The sequence below is a fragment of the Paenibacillus sp. An7 genome, assembly GCF_009870785.1.
Taxonomy (GTDB): domain Bacteria; phylum Bacillota; class Bacilli; order Paenibacillales; family Paenibacillaceae; genus Paenibacillus.
In genome coordinates this window covers 62,281-80,648 of the sequence record NZ_WTWX01000003.1, presented here as the reverse complement: position 1 = coordinate 80,648, position 18,368 = coordinate 62,281, and the positions used below count along the sequence as shown (strand labels likewise).

Sequence of the window (18,368 nt, the reverse complement as noted above, 5' to 3'; positions counted from 1 at the left end):
TGATTTTTATCTTAAAATCTTCTAATGAAAAATAAATATTATAGCTTCACCTTAATATTAAAATAGAGCTATGTATAGATCGTACATAGCTCTATTTCTGTTACGCATTAACTTTTGCATAAACTTCATTCATCATATCATCCATAATAAAACTTCTGAAATCTTCGTTCTCTAGAATCTTGATAAAGAATTTTTCATTACTGTTCATACGATCAATAACGAAGTTCATGAATGTTTTTTCAAAAGCAAACTTGAAATTATCCTTTGTATTGTTTTTAGCTTTTTGCTGAATATCTTCACTGTTCAGCATGTCTTCCTTAACTTGTTCACGCGACAAGAAATCGGTTTCCGTAAAATCGGTGCCAAATCGTTCATTTAGTTTATCTAAAATAGATGACAGACGAACTTTTTCATCCTCAACCGCTCCGCCGGTTCCATACGAGGTTGGCTTAAGTTCTACTCCTCCTGTGATTTCAAGTTCTATCTGACCTTCAGCAACAATCTGATTACGATAATACTGAAGTGCTACATCGTCTGCCAAATAGACATCCTTATCCTTTCCGCTGCGAGGAAGTTTACGTAAAAGGTAATTCAGATAGATATACTGTTTATGTAACCCGACATCAATAAACGTAGCAATTTGCAATATAAAAGAATAAGTCCGCACAAATTTGGTTGCAGATGCTTTAAAAGCCTCTTGTTCTTCACTATTCAACTTCTTAAAACGATCCACACCTTTATCAATCCATGCATTGAGCTCGGTTTGAGCTTTTGTCGATTTCTTCATCCCATTTTTTATCTCGAGCTCATTAACAGCCTGAACTTCTTCTTCAGTGAAAACTTGGTAAGGCTCAAGCTCTGCTTGCAGGTCATACAAAATGTTAGGATCTGTTACTTCTTCAAGTCCTGTAGTTTCATAGTAAGGTTGAAAAGAAGCTTTGATCTCTTCATGCTTATTTACAAAATCAAGGATAAACGTATTCTCTTTTCCCGGACATGTACGATTTAAGCGGGATAGCGTCTGAACTGCTTTAATTCCACTAAGGGGTTTATCAACATACATCGTATGTAGCAAAGGTTCATCAAATCCTGTCTGATACTTCTCTGCTACGAGCAGCACTTTATATTCATCTGAGTTGAACTTATCCGGGAGTTCCTTCTCACTGAATCCGTTCATATCAGGTTCTGAATAAGCAACTTCACCATCTTTAACAATACCGGAGAAAGCAACTACCGTTTTAAGATCATCGTAGCCCATTTTTTTAATGTATCGATCAAATGCCATTTTATAACGTACCGCATGTAACCGGCTTGCCGTTACAACCATTGCCTTTGCACGTCCAGCAATTTTCTTACGTGTGAAATTACGATAATGTTCTATGATGATTTCTGTCTTTTGTGCAATATTATGAGGATGCAAAGAGACATACTGAGCTAATTTTTTCGTCGCCTGTTTCTTAGAAACGAGTGGATCATCATCGACTTGTTTAGCTATTTTGTAGAAAGTTTCATAAGTAGTATAGTTCCTTAATACATCTAGGATAAATTCTTCCTCAATAGCTTGACGCATCGTGTACTCATGAAATGCATGTGGCTTACCATCAGTGCCTACTGTTCCGAATTTTTCAATCGTTTTCGGTTTTGGAGTTGCAGTAAAAGCAAAGAAAGAAACGTTATCCTGCTTGCCACTCTTCATAATCGTTTCCACAATTTGTTCATCTAGGCTATCCATATTCTCTTCAGCTATACGGTCTTCTTCGTAAGCATCCTCGAGCGTTTTATCTGACAAGATGTTAGTTAATGCAGTTGAAGCCTTCCCTCCTTGCGATGAATGAGCTTCATCAATAATTACCGCATACTTCTTTCGATTGAGATTAGTAACCTTTTCCATAATAAAAGGGAACTTCTGAAGAGTCGTGATAATAATCCGAGTCTCACTTGTAATGGCCTGAGCAAGTTGGTTGGAATCTTTATTTATACGTTCAACCATTCCTGCTTTATGTTCGAGCTGATACACTGCATCCTGCAGCTGCTTATCGAGCACACGCCGATCTGTAATAACGATAATACTACTAAATATCGCATTATTATCTTCATCATGAAGTTTTGCAAGACGGTGAGCGAGCCAGGAAATTGAGTTTGTTTTTCCACTCCCTGCACTATGCTGTATAAGATAATTATATCCGACTGACTTTGCCCGTACATCTTCTTCTATTTTGCGAACAACATCCAATTGATGAAAACGAGGAAAAATAACTGCTTTACGTTCATCAATTGTCTCACCATTGGAATCCAAGATCTCGTCCTTCTTCATGAATACAAAACGGAATAAAATATCAAGTAAGCTGTCAGGTTGCAAAATTTCTTCCCACAAATAGTGGGTACGATAGTTGTTATAAACGACAGCGTTGCCTTTTCCTCCGTTATTTCCTCTGTTAAAGGGCAAAAAGCGAGTTTTTTCCTTTTTTAGCTCAGTTGTCATATATACTTCATCCGGGTCTACCGCAAAATAAACAACAACTCGCTCATTAAACTTAAACAGCGTCTCCCTCGGATCACGATCATTGCTCAGCTGTTTCATTGCATGCTCTACAGTCTGACCCGTAAACTGATTTTTAAGTTCCATAACAACCAGTGGAAGACCATTCACAAATAGCACCATATCAAGGCTATTGTTATGTTTGTCACTGTAATGTATTTGGCGGCTAACCGTAAATCTGTTTTTACTGTAAAGATCATTCATTAGCTGATTCATCGTGGTGGAAGGTTTGTTATAGATCAGTTTCAATGTTACACCACGGTCTTTAATCCCGTGGCGTAAACAATGAATTAAACCTTGGCTCTTTAGCTGATTGCAAATGCGGTTTAAAACTTTTTGTTTATAATCCGTCCCATATGATCTTTCTAGTAATTGCAAGGATTTCTTCTGAGTATCTTCAAGGAAAATAAAGAGCTGCTCTACATCAATAGCATATTGCTTAAATAATCGGCTTGCTTCACCTTCTAATGTTCGCTTACGATAGCCGCTCATTATCAGTGACTCTTCAATATTTGTTTCAAAGCCTTTTTCTGTTGCATCTACAGCCATGTGATCACCTCCATTATGAATCGACTTCGAAATCACGGACATCAATTTTACCTGTTACTGCTTCGTAGATGAGAGATTGGCGGTATTCTTGTAAAGATATTATTTGTATTTTAAGTTCATTTTCTAAACGTTTAAAATCTTCAAGTTTACTATTTAAATAAGTTATAATTTGGACCTGTTCTATTATAGGTGGTATTGTAACTTTAGTGCTTCTCAGAGTACCAAGTGATAAATTTTTAATAGTTGTTCCTGCAAGTGACTGTTCAAAGAAAATCTTCACACCTAAACTCTGCAAATAATAATATACATACTCAATTTCAATTTGATTTGTTAGATTTATATACCCTGTACTTTTACTCAACATAACTGGTTCTTTGTTATAAATTGATACATTGCCTATAGTTCCATTCAAAGATATTAGCAATGAACCTTCTTTTAAATTATTTATATACTTTTTAAATTCATCCTCACTAATAGTATTAGTGTCATCTTTAAAAACAATAGTCCTTTCTCCTAGGTTATTACCATTGATAAAATAGTAATTTCCGTTATCATCATATTTTGGTGTACCGTGTAAACCATCACCTATTCTACTAGAAAGATTTTTTAATTTACTTAAGGACCAATGCTCAGGTATCTCACCAATCCAATCCACACCTGAATCTTTCATTTTCACATTAGGATTTAAGCCTTTTGTTACTGCTTCTGTAATCATGGATTGGCGTTTTTCTTCTAATAAATCAAGTAATTCTATTTTCTGATTGATTAATTTTTCAATTTCAGCATATTTTTCATCTAAAAAATTCACAATATCTTTTTGTACAAGAGTATTAGGTAATACAATCTTTAAAGACTTGAATTTATCTTTCGTAAAATGAGCAATTGTAGCTCTATTTACTAAAATATCTACAAATCCACTATTCCTTAAAGCAATAAGATAATAATGAAGAAATGAGTTACTATTATCTTTACGTGGTCGCACACGATGTAAAGAATTTTGAAAAATAATACCTGGTATATCTTCTTGTACAACTACAGATCGAGCAACGTCTCCTCCCTCACATACTAAAAGATCACCAGACAGTATTTCTAGTCTTTGGATTTCACTTATAGAAGCGTACATTTGATCAATTTTATCAGATTTTAAATATCCATCTTGTACATTCATTGCCTTTAAGTAAGAAACAAGCCTATCAGTAGGACCAATCTGTAATGGTTGAAGCATTTTCCCAAGAACTATCTCATACACTTTGCCAATAGATGTTACATCCCAAGTGTTGGGAATCATCCCCACCCATTCAATATTACTCTCTTTAAAATAAATGTTAGCATTGTCCATTTACCCCAACACCTTCTTCAACTGCTCTACAATGCTTGCCTCTAGCTCCTTAATCTCAGCCATAATTTCTTCCGAACCACGCAAAGCGGTATATTTGTAAAATTGCCGAGTGAATGGAATCTCGTATCCAATCTTTGTCTTCGATTCGTCAATCCATGCATCAGATACATGAGGAAGTACTTCACGCTCGAAGTATTCATGAACATCTTCTTTTAGCGGTACATTCTCCGTATCCCTCAAGTCAGTATCCGGTTCAGCTTCCGATTTATTTTTCATGCAAATATCTGCTGTTTCGTCCTTCTCAGACAACCCATTTAAAATAGCTTTTAATAAAGGAGCGCCTAATGATACATCAGCACGCTTAAGTGCATCTTTTAGGATCTTAGTAAATTTATCCCGATTCTTATATACATGTTCACTTACTAACCCACGTAATACCTCTATGATCTTGGCTTGCTGAGCTTTGCCTTCTTCGATTTCAGCTAGTCCAGTCTCACCCTTTTTCTTAGAAGTAGCAAGATTCAGAAACGCTTTTTCTTCTGCAACCCGCTGAATACGCTCTTCCGAAATTAAGAAGTTCAAACGAAGGGGACGTTCCACGGTAATTTTGTGATAACCAAAGTATTCGTTATCGAAGATTTTGACATATTCACCTTCTTTAAAGTCACCATAGAGGCGTACAATCTCATCAATCTGTTCCAGCGAGATCTCATTTCGCTTACTACCTAAGCTTTTTTTCATTTTCTTAGAGAGATCAACCGCGTTCACTAACTGCACTTTTCCTTTACGAATAGCAGACTTATTATTGCTCAGAATCCAGATGTAAGTGGCAATACCAGTGTTATAGAAAAGGTCATTAGGCATTGCTACGATACCTTCTACCAGATCATTCTCCAGTACATAACGACGGATTTCACTTTCCCCTGAACCCGCATCTCCTGTAAATAGAGGTGATCCGTTCATAATGATAGCTAACCGTGATCCTTGCGGATTTTCTGCTGAAACAGGCTTCATTTTAGAGATCAAGTGAAGCAAGAACAGGAGTTGTCCATCACTCGTACGTGGTGTGCCCGGGCCAAAGCGTCCGTTAAATCCGAGTTCTTCATGCTCCGCTTTAATGGGCTTTTCGTATGACTTCCAGTCCACACCGTATGGAGGGTTAGAAATGAGATAATCAAACTTTTCGCCCTTAAACTGATCGCTAGATAGCGTGTTTCCAAGACGAATGTTTTTTGCATCCGCACCTTTGATTAAGATATCTGCCTTACAGATCGCATAGGACTCTCCGTTAATCTCTTGGGCAAAAAATTCAAGGTCTGCTGTTGGATTGAGCTCATGTAAATATTCTTGTGCTACCGAGCCCATGCCACCTGTTCCAGCAGCACAGTCATATAATGTCTGAGTTAAGCCATGCTTCGTTAAGATATCATCGTCTTGCAGGAATAATAAGCTAACCATTAAACGCACCACTTCACGAGGGGTATAGTGATCACCTGCTTCTGCATGCTCAGAGAAACGACGAATCAACTCTTCGAAAATATAACCCATTTCCACATTAGAAACGGCTTCTGGGTGCAGATCTAGCTCACTAAATCTCTTAATGGTTAAATACAATAGATCATTCTGATCCATTTTTTCGATTTGACGATCAAAATCAAAATGATCCATAATATCTCTAGCTATTTTAGAAAAACCATTAATATAATCACGTAAGTTATCTGCAATATTGTCAGCATCACTTAGTAAATTAGTAAAATTATACTTACTGATATTATGAAAATTCTGCTTTGCAATCCGATTTAAAATCGGCTCTCGTGCATCTTCGTTCATTGCTTTAAATTTTTCATAATTACTCAACACTTCTTCTTTTGTACTCTCCAGTACACAATCAAAGCGACGTAATACCGCTAAAGGCAAAATCACTTTTCCGTAGTCATCCGGTTTATACGGTCCCCGCAGTACTTCAGCAATCGACCAGATAAAACTTACTTTATCTTGAAAGTTAATCATTTTATGTCTCCTCTTATGTCAGAACTATCATTGCACGCCTTTAGTTTACTTGTCTCTAGAGTTTTAAGGAAGTCTTGGAGTGTAACAAATTTATGTCAGCACTAATTTTTATCGAAAAGCACTCTCTAAGACCTCATTCTCAATCTCCAACTTCCGACTTGATACAATAATAGACGAAGCTAATTCCTGCTTTTCAGTCAAAATCCGATGGACAATTTCTTCAACTGTCCCTGAAGATAAAAATTTCTTTTCGGCCGTTACGATTGGATAATAAACTTGAACGGGTTTGTTCTGTCCAATACGATACACCCGGTCCGTTGCCTGATTTTCAACCGCAGGGTTCCACCACCGAGTATAATGGATGACGTGATTTGCTGCAGTAATTGTAAGTCCCGTACCCGCTGCTTTTGGTGATAGGATCATAACGTCAAAACCAGGCTTCTGATTAAACTGATTTACTACTTCCTGTCTACGATTTGTAACACCATTTATAATGAATGCATCAATATCAAATTTCTCACGAACAGCATCCCGGATAATCTCTTGCATTAAACGAAGTTCCGTAAAGATAAGCACTTTTTCCCCTTTGTTCTTAATTTCTTGAAGTAAGGTGATTGTTTGGGCAAGCTTGGGGACAGCTTTAACTGGTAACGTTTTTAGATTTGGATCAACCAAAGCCGGATGCGAACAAAGTTCTCTTAATTTTTGAATTGCTTGGAGACCCGATAGCATTTTTTTCTGAACTTGAGAAATGATAGCCGAATATAATTGTTTTTGTTCCATTCCAAGTGAAACAGGTAGCTCTATTAATGTCTTAGAAGGTAACTGTCCCGCAAGTTCTTCAGTCTTGGTTCTACGCTTGTAGACCATATTAATTCGTGCTAACAATTTCTGTTCTGTCTCCTCATCTCTTTCCTCGGCCTCTAATTTATCCATGAACTCTTTCTTGAACTCGCTCAAACTTCCTAAGAGTCCCGGCTGTACATAATCCATAATAGACCAGAGTTCACTCAGCCCGTTTTCTACAGGAGTCCCCGTCATTGCTAGTCTAAACTTCACATTCATCGCTTTAATTACTTTACTTGCAGCTGTTGTTGGATTCTTAATAGCTTGTGCTTCGTCACAGACTAAGGCCTGCCATTCCACCTGTCCAAAAACAAGCTGATCTCTCACTAGTGTCTGATAAGTGGTTAAAATAATCGGTTGCTGTTGTAACATTTCTAATTCTTTTAACCGCTGAGCACCTGTATGTACATAAATCATATTAACTAGTGGCTGAGCAAATTTCTGTATTTCTGCAACCCAATTATCTATAAGAGACTTCGGCACTACAATGAGAGTGGGAGTCAGCCTGCTCTGCTCATGTAAATAACTTAGAAATGATACGACCTGAATCGTTTTACCAAGTCCCATATCATCCGCTAAGAGCCCGCCCAATTTACGATAATGGAGCGACTTCATCCATACAAATCCATCTTGTTGAAATGGTTTTAGTTGTGCATTGAAGAATGTAGGCGGGACACGATCTAAAATCCCTTGGTCCATCATTTCCTGTTGAGCTGCCAAAATTGGCTGATTATAATCAAGCTGTGTTATATTTTCGAAAATCTCCAGTACATACGGTAGTTTAGTAATGTCCACCTCAGGTTTATCACCTAGCATTTGATGAAATCGATCTACCGCTTCATCAAACTGCTCCACATTATGAGGTACTTTGATCCAGTTTCCGTCCAGATTTAAAAACTCATCACCTGATTCTCTGGCATTGCTTACTAAATCCTTAAATTGCTCTGTTGAAAAATTCCCGTTCACTTCTCCCTCTGAATCAACTAACGATACACCCGCATTTAACTCAAACCATCCTCGCCCTTTTTCCTCGGCGTGAACATAAGGTTGTGCTTTATAAACTCTGATCCCTAGAGATCTGACTCGCTCTCCAAATAAAGATAGATTTAGTTCTTCAAACTCAGATAAAAACGCTTCTGGATTCTCAGCAAAACGTGGGATATCTTGTCCCCGAATGGGAGCTTTATGCTGAACTGCGCTGGCTTTGTTGATTACATCTGTTGAAACAAAGACCTTCCCTATCTCAGGATCACTATAATAAGCGGTACCTTTACTGGCCATTTCATTCAACAGGTACTTAGGCACTTCATCTTTCGAAAGGTACTTAGGGATAATTTCTATTTCATTGTTATCGTAAGTCACATCAAGATCTAGCTGATCTGCAAATTTATAATTCTGTTTCTGCAAATAGTTATCTACGGAAATACCAAGCTGTCTTGCTTGAGATTGCACTTTCGCTACATATGTAAATACTTGCTCCTTATCCATTACATCAGGTAACTGTTGTGACACTATTTGATCAAATTGATACTGATCCGGACTCATAAGAATAAATGTGCGATCTGGGAGCTGGATCCACGGTCCTGTTTGGCGAGAGGTTTTCTCTATATGTTTCCACTCTGGTAGATGCTTCTCTAGCTTAAACTGAAAGTGAGGACTCCCTACAAACCCTTCGTGACTAAGAAATAAGTCAAGTTGAACGGGCTCTGGTATACCAAGAGTTAATCTAATTTCTGAAGGCGCCTCGACCAATAGCTCATAGGGAAGCAAATATCCATTATCTGACTCCTGTATTAACTCTTCATACCACATGGATTCAATGAGTTCTAAGATCTCTACATCGGGCTGTTGTCTAATTTCTGCAACTGACATACGAAGCGGGAGAGACAAATCTGTCTGCCCCCTGTCACGAGTTAATCTAATATTGAGCCCCTGCTGAACTTTATCTAGCTGCCACTCAATAGCATCATATTCCGGTTCTTTAGTACGCTTCTTAAGCTTGCTCCAAAAACTCATAAACTCACCACCCCGAGTAGTTATAATTTCCATCCATATATTCATGTAAATGTCTAGTGAACTTTTCAGCCCATGTATTGTAAGGTCCGTTATGGCCCAACGAATTTATATATAATTTTTCTCCTCTATACAAAGCAACGTCCTTCATTTTAAGCATACTTTCTTTCGCTTTAATAGATCTTTTTTGGAACTCTGTTCCTGTAGTCTTGCTTAATATGAATTGATTAAAGCCTTTCTTATGGTAGAAATAAGCCGCTCCCATTTCTCCAAATTCGACTACTACAAACTCTTTGAAATAGATAAACGCTACACTCGGATTCCTTGGAGGTGTAAGCTGCTTAACATCGTATATATAATGCAGGTGCCTCTTCCAATATTCAAATCTTCGATTATTGTCGTTTTCAAAGAAAATAGCAAGCTCATTTTGTAGTAACCAGCGTTTAACTTCACCAAGTATTTCCTCTCCTAGAAATAGCCAATCTGCTTCATGTTCTCTTGGGTCATGTAATCGCTTGATTGCTTGGTCTAGAATTGGCACATGAAATTGTTCGTAGTTTTTATTTTCTAAATAAACTTTTAATAATCTTTGGTACTGTTCGACTGTATATTTTTCTAACACCTGAGTAATGTAACTAACACTATTTTTATCTATAAACGAATCACTTCTAAGACCTTTATCTAACCTTTCAAAGACTAAAAAGTCTTCTAAATGAGTCTCCGGTTTAATTTTTACTGTCTTTAAAAACTCAGATATTTTAGGATCTTTATTAATCATGACCTGCAAAAGACCTTGTGCAATTCCTGATTTATGCATGAAAGCAGGGTGCAACATTTCCTTTAAATCAGCTTCTGAATAATCTGAATAAATAAAAGAAACGTCCTCATCTTTAAGTAAAAATCTTCGTAGCAAATCCTGAATATAAATATGCTTGTATTCTCTCTGAAACTTTTCCCAGATCATATTTGCATTGCCTGGGGTGTAGCCGCTAGCTAATACCATATTAATCTTCTTTTGAACTTCGCTTGATTCTTCTGAGTAAGGGTAGCTATATGTTAAAACAGAAAAGTCCCTTCTATTAAACTCAGCGGCCAAAAGTTCCAAACGATCTTCAGAAGTATTCCGAATCATTTCTAGAATTTTAGGAAGTCGTAGATAACTTATCTGTGAAGCTGTGAGCATATCTACGTCACGATATTTCTCTTCTACTTTCTTTCTTACCGCAGACAATTTATTCGGTGTAAATGCGAAATGAAAAATATATGATTGCTCATCCATCTGTCTCCACCATTAGCCCTTGTAATTTTTCAAGTAACTGCTCATCTTTTAACCGGAATTTAAATTCCACACGGCGGGATTTATCCTGATCCATCTTCTTGTTCTTATCAAGGATCGGTACACTGAATGAACGTCCGTTGGCAGTAATTACTGCCTTAAGTTCCTCTTGGTATGCAAACTTCGAGAAAGTCGGAGCAAACACTTCCTCAACTACAGACAATGCCCGATCTTGAGAAAGTTTCAAATTGTATATATATCCGCCGTCACTGTCGGTATGGCCTTCTACAATAATTTGGGCAATTTCATCGCGAAATTGGTCAGATAACAAAATTTCAATGTATTTGGGTATGAACATTTCGAGATATTCTGTTCCTTTTGCAGAGACAGTACTACTATCTTTATTAAAGAACACTCCGCCAGAGAAACGAATTGCCCCTGTCTGCTTATCTATTTGTAAATCTAAATTGGAGTCTTGGAATGCAAGCATCAGCTCTTCAATAATTTTAGATTTCACCCCAACTACCTCTTCAATAAGCTGATTATTCTGGCTAATAACTTCTTCCTTCTCTTTAAGCGCCTCTGCGGCTTCGTCCATTGCTTGTTTCTGCTGCTCGTATGCATTCTGCGTGTCATACATTGTAATCATAATGACAAGAGCAAAAATGATTAGTAACGCTGACATCAAATCCGTATAAGAAATCCAGGAACTTTCGCCTTCCTCACCTACATTACTACTCCCTTTTTTACCTCGTGTCCCTCGTGCCACTAGTAAACCTCCTCACTTATACGTTTGTAGCACGCTTAGCCTGCTTATTTATTTCAATAACTGATTGCTTAAGTTCTTGTATTACATCTGGCATATCTACTAAACCATCCCTCATGGAATCTACACCCTTAGCAAGTAGATTAACGGAGGTTGTAAGCTCTTCATCAAACTTCTCAAACGTCCTCATGACTCCACGGTGCATATCATCCGTAAATTGCCCCATTGAAGTGCTAAGCTGTTTACTTAACTTATTCATTGTTTCTTTATTTTCCGACCATATTAAACCCAGATCCTCTACGCGCTCATCCATTCCTTCAACTTGTTCTACTAGATTAATTTGTATACGTTCAACTAGTTGATCAAATACCGTACGATCCTTTTCTGCTTGTTGTAACATATCACCCATTTTTTCCTGTAGATCATTATATTGAACGGCATTTTTCTCAAAATGAACAAGTAGTTTGCCAAGTTCCTCACTTGAACTTTGAGTATGATTAGCCTGTTCCGAGAGGGAAACTGCTAACTTTTCTTGACTTGATGACATTTCAGAAATACGATCCAGATTTTTACCTAGCAACTCTTGCACTTCTACTTGTTTTTCAGTCTGATTCATAATTGAATCTACATTTGTTTGAAGCTTAGTCATATGTTCTGAAAAATAATCATTAAATACATTTCTTTCTTCGATCATATTCCCTAACAAGCTACTAGTTGCTGATTGCAATTCGCTATTCGTGGAAGTCGTGTCATTTAACTGAGCAACCGTTCCTTCGAGTACCTGCTGGTAATTCGTTATATTATCGGTATAGTTATGTATCTCATGGGTAAGTACAGTAGTCTTTTCAACCATTTCTGATTGGTTTTTGGCTGCTTGCTGCATAGAGTCTACCAAGCCAGTCATTTCTTCATGAACTTTCTTTTGCCATTCCACAGTCGCGTGTAGGGCCTCCCCTAATTGCTTCATATGTTCCCCTGTTATCTCATTGAGTGAAGTCATTACATCTGAGGTCAGTTGTTTCACCCCGTCCATCTGGTTTACAGAAGCACTTGTAATTAGCTCATTCATCAATTCCTGAGTTTGTACCATTGGAGGAAGTAATGCCTGCTCTATACTCTGATTAAAACCGCTAACCATTTGAGGAATCATTTGCTCTGACATAAAAGTTTGAAGATCATTCATCTGATTTTTTTGATTTTCTAACATTTGCACTAGAAACACATTCTGATCCTGAGTAGGGAAGGCTTCGTCGAATGCATCACGAATCTCAATATAAGTATCTTGTAAGTTTCTAATAAATAATGTCTTGTCTAAAAACTGCCAAAGTATAGATAGGGCAATACCTACTATAGAAGATAAAAATTTAAACTGCATACTGTTAAGTAACAAACTAACGCCATCTCGCATATTTTCAGAATTTGAGTTTAAATCAAGAGATCCTACTCCAACTGATATACTGTAGAATGTTCCCAATAATCCTACTGATAAAAATATCCCAGGAAGGAGCTCAACCATTCTTCTTCTTCCATACTTTTGAACCAGCTCTTCTTCTAAAAAATAATCATAAGTATCAGGAGGTATCTTATGTGTTGAACCCATATACTTTTGGTAAAAAATTGCCCAAGCATGTTTTAAGTGTTTTTGTAGGAATCTACTATCCTTTTCTTCCTCTAACCACTCATTCATCTGAATAAAGCGTTCTGTCATTTCTGATTCAGTCTCTAGTTCAGATAGTTTACTTTTTATTTTATTTGAATCATTATTAACTTCCCTATAGTCTTCAATTTTTAAATACAACTCGCCCAAAAATAAAATTACATTAATTACTATAAAAAGATATATTGCGTTCAAATAAAACTCCTCCACATGTTCTAAATTAATTAAATTAGTTGCCCAGAAATTAACTCCTTACTATCACCCTTAATGTTCGATACGAGTAAGAATAATATGTTTATAACTTCTTCCTCTCAAAATACATAGCCAACCTATACTCACAAATTTCTCTTGTCCACTTATAAAGTATTTCTTGATCAACTTCTCTAATCTGAAAAGCGATTACGAACTCTTCATTAGAGTAGGTAACCTGTTTATTCGAGGACTTCGCCCAATGAGTCATTGGCATCCTGCTAATTAATTGCGCAGTACGATCAAGTGGCGCATCCCACAATTTTCGAGTCTCAGAATCTGCAAAATCGATGGACTTTCTTATTTCGTTACTCATATAGAAGTCATAAAAAAATGGTGCTGTTTCATAAGCAGTAATGGGGTTCATCCATTGCTCCGATCCACGTTCAAGCATAGCGAGCAGCAGGGTCATTTTGTAACTTTTACGCAAGATTGTATTCTCTACTTCATGAAACCATTTAGAGTATCTTCTAGCTAGAGAGGCTTCCTCTTTATCCAATTCATTTGCAACTAACAAGAAGTTAACATAAGAGTCAAAAAGAAATCGGTATTCCTGACTATCTACCGTTCCTCGTTTATGTACTTCTAAATAGGTAGGTCTCCGACCTAATTTCTTTTTTAATTCACGATAATTAATCACTAGGTTTTCCTTACGTTTACCAGAACCAATCAATTTCTTTTCAGTTGCTATTGCCTCTTCTAATTGCTTTACAAAACGCTCAATAGATTTTGGCCCAACACCTGGAATTTTCAATTGGAGATCAGATAGATCCTCAGGGAGATTCTGAATTGTTGATACCTTAAGATCGTTGATTAAGTATTGCAATATTGCCTGATTTCCCTTAAGGTTTAGCTCCACTAATGACATCCCGACCATAGAAGCAGGAAAAACAAGCTCTTTATTTAGAAAGGCTTTTCTGAATTCAGTTTTATCCTCTGCTTTTTCTTCATCATAATCATCTGCCACATTATTTGGTTTATAATTTTCAACACTTTCTAATAAAACTTTTCCATCACCAGCATTACCCTTAGGGATGTTAATTACTTCTGATGAAACGGCTACCTCATTTTCAGAATTTCTAGTCCCATCTTTACTTCTGTCTAACGATATGATAATTAGCTTTTTGTCTAATAAAAACCAACCCGGATTCCGCTTCGTGGACTGACTACCATTTTTCGCAAATTTAAAAAGTGCCCCAAACTCCTTAAGTTCTAACAACTCGTCTTTAAGCTCCCAACCTCCAACGATCCACAGAGCTCCTCTGCTTGATCTCTTATCTACTACCTTATATCCCTTTTCAGTGAGAAAGTCCCTAATTTCCATTTCTGATATTTTGTTTTTTTCATCATTAGGTGCTGATTTTCTCGGTTGGGTATCTGAATTTGATGCTTTCAGATTTCTTTCTGAGTGTTCATCACGATTTTTATTCATCTCTGTTATCTTGTTAATCGTTTCATGAAGCTGTTTGAACTGTTCGTTCATTGTTGGAAGTATTTTAGATTCGAATTGTGCACTCAATAATTGCTCAATATGTTCACTCATATCTATTGGAGAGTTTCCCATCATTTGATTTGCTGCGTTCTCAGGCTGAGTCGGCATGGTGTAGACGGGAAGTTCAATTTCCAAAGGTCCATAAGATTCCACATACCATAACGCTAATATAAAGATATGTCTGTGTGCGGTTAACGCTAGATCAGTTGGAATGGGTTTCGAATTATGTGCTGCAATGTTCCCATTTTTACGGAGCCAGTCAAAACTATCCTTTATTTCACTTGAGATAATATCTTTACGTGATAAAAGCTGAACGCGATCGCTTGGTTTAATGTAATATACGGGCTCTACCTTCTCCATTTTTGAAACAATAGTTGCCAGCTCTTCACTAAATAATCTTCCTTGGGTTAAGGTTGATCTTGAATTCATCCATATATCTGCTTCAGCTTGGATTGCCAAATCAGATAACCCTGCGTTCACTTCACATAAGAACTTAAAAATCGACATGTTCCCTAAACTTCCTCCATTCCGTTTATCATGAATAGTCTTTGGGGTTGCTTTGTTCCATATAGATCTGTCAATAGAACTAACAGCTGGCACCCTATCTATAATTTTAAAGTGTAAACATCTGTTATAGTCAGCGTCATCTTTTCCATATTCATTCTGCTAATTAACGCGCTCATAGATCTTTTATCCTAATTAAACACAACTAGATGTCTGGGCCGAATAACCGAACGACTTATTCTACACATTACCTAAGAACTACCCTTACCATTATATAGAACAAATTTGCTATATAACATATAAATTTGCAAAAAAACGAAAGTTAAAAAGGGGAATCTTTGTTTGTGTCCTGCATTTCTCTTCCATACCTTTCACTTTTATGTAAGTTAAAGCCTATATAATCATTCAGTTAGTGCGGATTTCATCAAAAAAAACCGCCCTTGCAGGCGGCAATGTCATACTCTACTTTACTTTTACCTAAATCCTCAAACTCTTACCTATTTCTCACTTCGCTTCACCACATTTATTACCGAAGCCATGATTCGAAAAAGGTTCGATACTCTTCCTTCATCACGGTTCTTGAAAAGGCACCAAACGCATAATCCCTGTTATCTTCCGATACTTTGCGAGGTGCGGCGGCTGCCATATTCAGCAGTTCGAAGAAGTTGCGTTCATTCCCGCCAAACGTATGGGTCGAACTGATATGTCCATAACAAGGATGCTCTGGCTTCACGACCATTTTCCCCATCGCCATCGCTTCAGTCAGGGGCATCGCAAACGTATCAAAGCGCGAAGAGCTCCAGTACACCTTAGACGAATTCATCAGCTGGAACACTTCATCCTGACTAAGTGCAAACTTCAGCTTCACGTTATTTGGGATGTCGTATTTCTTCATACTTTCTCTATAACGCTCCCCGCCGAATACCATATATACTTCTTTATCCGGATTCTGATGCGCATATTCAATAACCAGATCAGGGCGGCGGTTGGCTTCATCCCGTCCGATCCACAAAATGCGGTTGTCGACGACTGCAGAAGGATCATAATGTTTATGGGCTAGTCCTTCATCAAAACCAATGGGGATCACCGTTACATCATGAACACCATACTGAGCGGCCATCTCCCTTTTCAGGAAATCGGTCTGCACAATCGCTTTGTCCACGATCTGGTAGAAAGGCTTCATCATTTCATACCCTGTGAGGGCAGGGTCAGGAAAACTGTGCGGAAACAGCACGCTGTTCTTTAGAAACATCTTGAGATATGTAAAACCAGAAACCGTATAGATGACATGGTCGATATTCTGTGAATAGATCTGATCGAGAACGATATCATAGTTGACTAGGTCCCCTTTTTCATGCTCATATCCTGGAACCCAGTCATAACCGCTCACATGACGCTCTGGTGAGATGAACACAATCTCTACACCTAGCTCTTCCCCAATGGCTTTTAGCCGATCTGCAAAAACCCGGGGTCCTTGTGCTTCCGTAAACTGAATTTTACGCATCACGAGTCCTACTTTATCCATCAACGTATCCTCCTTTTTTCCATAGCACAAAAAAACCGCCATATCGGAAGGAGAATCCTCGCCGTATCGCGGTACACTTACAGAGTTTTGCTATTTTTACAAACACTTACTTATGCAAAAACGAATATGGTACTAACTCGTTACCCTTTTTTCATTGCTTTCAAATCATTTGCTGCGTTGGATAACACGGGCAACATTCTCATTTCCCGATCCATCGGTGAGGAACATAAACTGCATTGCGGCTCGCTCTCAAATGCGAAATCATCACGCATCCAACCCTTGCAGTCGTCATTGGTACAAGACCAGACCTTCGTGTTCTCCTCGGGGATTTCCTCTGATACTTGACGTCTGTACATGAATACTTCCCCCCTATCTACAGAATAAACGAATCTCGTCGCATACTCCGTATCGCTTTTTTTTGGAATGAAAACAAGAACTGCCTTTAACTTGTCAGTCAAAGGCAGCTTGCAGGTCGGATTAGTATACTTTTACTACGTTCTCTGCTTGTGGTCCGCGGTTACCTTCTACCACGTTGAATTCAACGCGTTGTCCTTCGTCGAGGGTTTTGAAACCTTCGCCTGTGATTGCGCTGAAATGTACGAAAACGTCGCTTCCGCCTTCAACTTCGATGAAACCGAAGCCTTTCTCTGCGTTAAACCATTTAACTGTACCTGTTTGCATTTGGTCATTCTCCTTTACACTTATATTAATATGGTTATTTTCTTTGAAAAAAATTCACATATTGGAAAAAGTGTCATTTTCGGAATGAGTCTCTTTCCAAAATGTGAATTACATGACAGAACTAATAATAGCATATTTACCAAATCAACGCAAGAGATTACAACATAAAAATGGTTTAATTTGACATAACATATAGACATAAGACCATCCCCATTACTTATCTTGCTTCTCCATTATTTCCACATAAATAAGGGTTTCATACCAATTTCGTACATAATATCATCAATTATTGCTATATACAGCCTTATTTTTAAATTATTTATTAATATATGCACAAAGATAAGAAGCATACCGATCGGCATGCTCCTGCTTATTCGTGCTATCTTTTGATCGAACGCGTCCAAAATCCACCATGGAATTGTTTGGGTTCTACTGTAATAATAAAAGCTTTTGGATCAAGTTCCAAGATCGTCTCATACAGTTTTTTCTGGCTTTTTCGTTTCGCCAGTATTTCCATTACCAGCCGATCTCCATCTCGTCCATTGCCAAGCCAAGAAGTTACTCCATACCCTTTTTCCCGAAGCGTCGTCACAATCGTACCACGGGTCTGATCGCATATCACCTTGACGGTTATATAACCAAGTGCGATTTTTTCTTCAATCCAAGCACCAATCAGAATGCCCAATCCATACCCAAGTGCATATACCACAAGAGCTGAGATCTGGTCTAAGTAGCTAAGCACCAAATTCAGTCCGAGTACATAGATCACAATTTCAACCGTACTAATCAAGGCTGCGATGTACTTTTGACCCTTTAATGTCAGAATCATGCGTAAGGTATACGCCGAGACATAAACAATCTGGATTGCAAAAATAAAAAGTAGCGTTTGAACCATGGCTACCACTCTCCTAACTGCAGAACT

Annotated in this window: 12 protein-coding genes; all 12 read right to left on the bottom strand. The window is 37.7% G+C overall.

Annotated features, from left to right (window positions below; genetic code table 11):
* Positions 1-100 precede the first annotated feature (100 nt).
* The 12 genes from GQY27_RS05645 to GQY27_RS05590 all read right to left on the bottom strand — a co-directional run bounded on the left by GQY27_RS05645 (position 101) and on the right by GQY27_RS05590 (position 18,341).
* Entirely contained in the window at positions 101-3,088 is a 2,988-nt protein-coding gene (locus GQY27_RS05645; protein WP_160032577.1) for a type I restriction endonuclease subunit R, read from the bottom strand.
* A gap of 13 nt (positions 3,089-3,101) precedes the next feature.
* Positions 3,102-4,427 carry a restriction endonuclease subunit S gene (locus GQY27_RS05640; RefSeq protein ID WP_160032576.1) on the bottom strand — a complete coding sequence of 442 codons (1,326 nt, stop codon included), beginning with the start codon at positions 4,425-4,427 and terminating at the stop codon, positions 3,102-3,104.
* Complete coding sequence (locus GQY27_RS05635; protein ID WP_160032575.1) at positions 4,428-6,437, bottom strand: type I restriction-modification system subunit M; 2,010 nt, start codon at positions 6,435-6,437, stop codon at positions 4,428-4,430. It lies immediately after the preceding gene.
* A 108-nt stretch (positions 6,438-6,545) separates the two neighbouring features.
* A complete protein-coding gene (locus tag GQY27_RS05630) occupies positions 6,546-9,299 on the bottom strand; it encodes a DEAD/DEAH box helicase (RefSeq protein ID WP_160032574.1) in 2,754 nt (917 codons plus the stop codon).
* A 4-nt stretch (positions 9,300-9,303) separates the two neighbouring features.
* On the bottom strand, positions 9,304-10,575 hold the full coding sequence (locus GQY27_RS05625) for a hypothetical protein (RefSeq protein WP_160032573.1): 1,272 nt from the start codon (positions 10,573-10,575) through the stop codon (positions 9,304-9,306).
* Positions 10,568-11,341, bottom strand: a complete 774-nt coding sequence (locus tag GQY27_RS05620) for an OmpA family protein (protein WP_236570503.1) — start codon at positions 11,339-11,341, stop codon at positions 10,568-10,570. Before GQY27_RS05620 ends, GQY27_RS05625 begins: the two co-directional genes overlap by 8 nt.
* Positions 11,342-11,357: 16 nt before the next feature.
* Positions 11,358-13,190: a hypothetical protein gene (locus GQY27_RS05615; RefSeq protein ID WP_160032572.1), complete on the bottom strand. Its 1,833-nt coding sequence runs from the start codon at positions 13,188-13,190 to the stop codon at positions 11,358-11,360.
* Positions 13,191-13,290: 100 nt separating this feature from the next.
* The gene (locus tag GQY27_RS05610) at positions 13,291-15,243 is read right to left on the bottom strand and encodes a hypothetical protein (RefSeq protein WP_160032571.1); all 1,953 of its coding nucleotides are present in this window, start codon (positions 15,241-15,243) and stop codon (positions 13,291-13,293) included.
* Between the two features lie 523 nt (positions 15,244-15,766).
* Entirely contained in the window at positions 15,767-16,765 is a 999-nt protein-coding gene (locus GQY27_RS05605; RefSeq protein WP_160032570.1) for a glycosyltransferase, read from the bottom strand.
* Between the two features lie 140 nt (positions 16,766-16,905).
* The gene (locus tag GQY27_RS05600) at positions 16,906-17,121 is read right to left on the bottom strand and encodes a cold-shock protein (protein ID WP_160032569.1); all 216 of its coding nucleotides are present in this window, start codon (positions 17,119-17,121) and stop codon (positions 16,906-16,908) included.
* A gap of 121 nt (positions 17,122-17,242) precedes the next feature.
* Positions 17,243-17,446 carry a cold-shock protein gene (locus GQY27_RS05595; RefSeq protein ID WP_047912726.1) on the bottom strand — a complete coding sequence of 68 codons (204 nt, stop codon included), beginning with the start codon at positions 17,444-17,446 and terminating at the stop codon, positions 17,243-17,245.
* 379 nt (positions 17,447-17,825) lie between these two features.
* Positions 17,826-18,341, bottom strand: coding sequence for a DUF2179 domain-containing protein (locus GQY27_RS05590; RefSeq protein WP_160032568.1), 516 nt, complete (start codon positions 18,339-18,341; stop codon positions 17,826-17,828).
* Between the last annotated feature and the right edge of the window lie 27 nt (positions 18,342-18,368).

Coding starts and splice junctions, on each gene's coding strand:
- GQY27_RS05645 (WP_160032577.1), bottom strand. CDS start 3,088: ATGGCTGTAGATGCAACAGAAAAAGGCTTTGAAACAAATATTGAAGAG.
- GQY27_RS05590 (WP_160032568.1), bottom strand. CDS start 18,341: ATGGTTCAAACGCTACTTTTTATTTTTGCAATCCAGATTGTTTATGTC.
- GQY27_RS05610 (WP_160032571.1), bottom strand. CDS start 15,243: ATGTCGATTTTTAAGTTCTTATGTGAAGTGAACGCAGGGTTATCTGAT.
- GQY27_RS05605 (WP_160032570.1), bottom strand. CDS start 16,765: ATGGATAAAGTAGGACTCGTGATGCGTAAAATTCAGTTTACGGAAGCA.
- GQY27_RS05630 (WP_160032574.1), bottom strand. CDS start 9,299: ATGAGTTTTTGGAGCAAGCTTAAGAAGCGTACTAAAGAACCGGAATAT.
- GQY27_RS05595 (WP_047912726.1), bottom strand. CDS start 17,446: ATGCAAACAGGTACAGTTAAATGGTTTAACGCAGAGAAAGGCTTCGGT.
- GQY27_RS05635 (WP_160032575.1), bottom strand. CDS start 6,437: ATGATTAACTTTCAAGATAAAGTAAGTTTTATCTGGTCGATTGCTGAA.
- GQY27_RS05600 (WP_160032569.1), bottom strand. CDS start 17,121: ATGTACAGACGTCAAGTATCAGAGGAAATCCCCGAGGAGAACACGAAG.
- GQY27_RS05625 (WP_160032573.1), bottom strand. CDS start 10,575: ATGGATGAGCAATCATATATTTTTCATTTCGCATTTACACCGAATAAA.
- GQY27_RS05640 (WP_160032576.1), bottom strand. CDS start 4,427: ATGGACAATGCTAACATTTATTTTAAAGAGAGTAATATTGAATGGGTG.